The sequence below is a fragment of the Xanthobacter autotrophicus genome (genome assembly GCF_030015065.1).
Taxonomy (GTDB): domain Bacteria; phylum Pseudomonadota; class Alphaproteobacteria; order Rhizobiales; family Xanthobacteraceae; genus Xanthobacter; species Xanthobacter autotrophicus_D.
Genome location: NZ_JAIVFN010000223.1, coordinates 1 through 2,688, shown reverse-complemented (window position 1 = coordinate 2,688; position 2,688 = coordinate 1). Strand labels below are relative to the sequence as shown.

3 protein-coding genes are annotated in these 2,688 nt (G+C 68.5%); 1 reads left to right on the top strand and 2 read right to left on the bottom strand.

The genetic code is table 11. The annotated features are described in order from the left end of the window. Positions 1-316: 316 nt before the first annotated feature. Positions 317-1,006 (top strand): TetR/AcrR family transcriptional regulator, encoded by a 690-nt coding sequence (locus K9U40_RS22505; RefSeq protein WP_282892330.1) that lies wholly within the window; start codon positions 317-319, stop codon positions 1,004-1,006. Between the two features lie 16 nt (positions 1,007-1,022). On the opposite strand, the gene K9U40_RS22500 is transcribed toward K9U40_RS22505, so the two are convergent. Next, on the bottom strand, positions 1,023-1,475 hold the full coding sequence (locus tag K9U40_RS22500; protein ID WP_282892329.1) for a VOC family protein: 453 nt from the start codon (positions 1,473-1,475) through the stop codon (positions 1,023-1,025). Positions 1,476-1,584: 109 nt separating this feature from the next. Beyond that, the coding region (locus tag K9U40_RS22495; RefSeq protein WP_282892328.1) for a PA0069 family radical SAM protein at positions 1,585-2,688 on the bottom strand (1,104 nt) is incomplete at its 5' end.

Genomic DNA, 2,688 nt, shown 5'->3' with positions numbered 1-2,688 from the left:
AGCCAAGGGATGGGGCGGCCGAAAAATTCGGGGGAGGAGAGCGGGGGCGTTGCTCCCCTCCCCCTGTTCGATCAAGGCGTGGGTTGCGGAACCGCGCCAGTGACCGAACGGTTCGGTTCGGTGTTAGTATGAATAACCGAGCCATCCGGGTATGGCAAGGGAGAACTGAACGGTTCGGTCGGGTTTCTTTGTTCGGCGTCCTGTGGCGCCGATGACACCGGATCGGGCAGCATCGCAGGAATGTCACATCGGCGCTTGCGTACCGCTGCCGCAATCCCGCAAAAACGAAGGCGCGAAGAGAAAGAGACGTGGGAGTATGAACGATATCGGAGGCGGCACCGACCTCAGGCCGCGCGATCCCGAGGCGCGGGAGGCGACGCACGGCGGTGCGGGGCAGGATCCCGAGAAGCGCAGCCAGATCCTAGCGGGCGCGCGCGAGGTGTTCTTCGAGCGGGGCTTCGATGCGGCCAGCATGGGCGACATCGCCCGCGCGGCGGGCGTCTCCAAGGGCACGCTCTACGTTTATTTCGAGAACAAGGAGGATCTCTTCGCCGCCCTCGTGGGGAGCGAGTGCGAGGAGACCGCCGAGCGCATGTTCGTGGTGGATGCCGGGGAGGAGGACGTGGAGACCGCCCTCACCAAGCTCGGCTTTTCCTTTGTCCAGGCCATCCTGAGGCCGAGCAGCATCGCGCTGCTGCGTACCGTGATCGCCATTTCGGCGAAGTTTCCCGATATCGGGCGGCGTTTCTTCGAGGCCGGCCCCTGCGAGGGCATCTCCCGCCTGTCGGTCTATCTGGCCGCCAAGGTGGAGCAGGGGGAGCTCGATATCGAGGACGTGGAACAGGCGGCGAGCCAGTTCCTCACCCTGTGCAAGGACGGTGTGACCATCCCCGCCCTTGTGGGTGCGCCGGACGCGCCCGATCCCGCGGCGGTGGAAAAATCGGTGCAGGGCGCCGTGCGCGTCTTCATGCGAGCCTATGGCAGCCGGCGCCGTCCCGCGCCCTGAATGGCGCGGGCGGCGGTCACGCGGAACCCTGGTCGGGGACCGTGAGGCGGTCCTCGGCGTCGAACGGGAAGAAAGGGTTGTGCGCGACTTCCCATAAATGGCCGTCCGGATCTGTGAAATAGCCGCTGGTGCCGCCCCAGAACACGCTCTGCGCGGGTTTCACCAGTCCGCCCCCGGCGGCCACCGCCCGGGCGAGAAGTTCCGCGACCTCCTCCGCCCGGGCCACGTTGCAGGCGAGGCTCAGGCCGCGGAAGAGCTGCGGCGGCGTGTCCGCCAGCGTCGCATCCTCGGCGAGGCGGTCGCGCGGGAACAGGCTCAGCACCACATGGCCGGCCAGGAAGAAGGCGACGCCTTGCGCATCGCAGTCTCGCCGCTCCAGGCCCATCGCCGTATAGAAGGCGACGGCGCGGGCAAGGTCGCCCACCCCCAGCGTGACGAGATGCAGGCGCAGATCCGGGACTGACGGCATGAGGGCCTCGACGCGATGTCCTCAAGAGAGGCTCTTGAGCAGGGAGACTTCTGAGCAGGGAGACTTCGGCCCGGTCCCCGGGGCCGCTTCCGGCGAGGGCGGCGGATCTTCAGTCGAACAGGCTCAGCTGGATGCCCGCGGGCGCGGGGCGGCGGAAATGGGAGGTGGTCAGCTTCAGCCCGCGGCCGGTGAGGCCGAGGCGCCGGGCGGCGATCTCGAAGCGGCGGCCCACCGTCCAGGCGTAAGGCCCCTCGCCGCGCATCCTCTTGCCGAAACTGGAATCATACTCCTTGCCGCCATGCATCTGGCGGATGAGGCCGAGCACATGCCGCGCCTTGTCCGGAAAATGGGTCACCAGCCATTCGCGGAACAGGTCGGCGATCTCCAGCGGCAGGCGCAGCATGACGTAGCCCGCCTCGCTGGCGCCGGCCGCCCTGGCGGCGTCGAGGATGCGCTCCACTTCCATGTCGTTGAGCGCCGGGATCAGGGGGGCCGTTAGCACCGCCGTGGGAATGCCGGCTTCGGCGAGCCGGCGGATGGTGCCGAGCCGTACATGGGGGCTCGCGGCCCGCGGCTCCATGGTGCGGGCGAGATGCGGATCGAGGGTGGTGATGGAGATGGCCACCTTGACGAGGCCCCGCTCCGCCATGGGGGCGAGGATGTCGATGTCGCGCGCCACCAGCCCCGACTTGGTGACGATGCCCACCGGATGGCCGAACTCCGCCAGCACCGCGAGGATGCGACGGGTGACCTCGTAGCGCTTTTCGATGGGCTGGTAAGGGTCCGTATTGGTGCCCATGGCGATGACGCGGGGCTGGTAGGAGGGATGGGACAATTCCCGCGCCAGCAGTTCCGGCGCGTCGGGCTTCACGAACAGCCGGGTCTCGAAGTCGAGGCCCGCCGACAGGCCGTGATAGGCGTGGGTGGGCCGGGCGAAGCAGTAGATGCAGCCATGCTCGCAACCCCGATAGGCGTTGATGGAGCGGTCGAAGCCCACATCCGGTGACTGGTTGCGGGTGATGACGGTGCGCGCGCGCTCCTCGGTCACCTGGGTTTGCAGAGGCGGCAGGTCCTCGAGGCTCTGCCAGCCGTCGTCGAACAGGATGCGCGCTGCCGGCTCGAAGCGGCCCGCCGCGTTGGAAACCGCGCCGCGGCCGCGCCGGCGCTCGCTGTCCACCCCGGTCCCGGCTTCCCCGTCGAGGGCGGGCGGAAC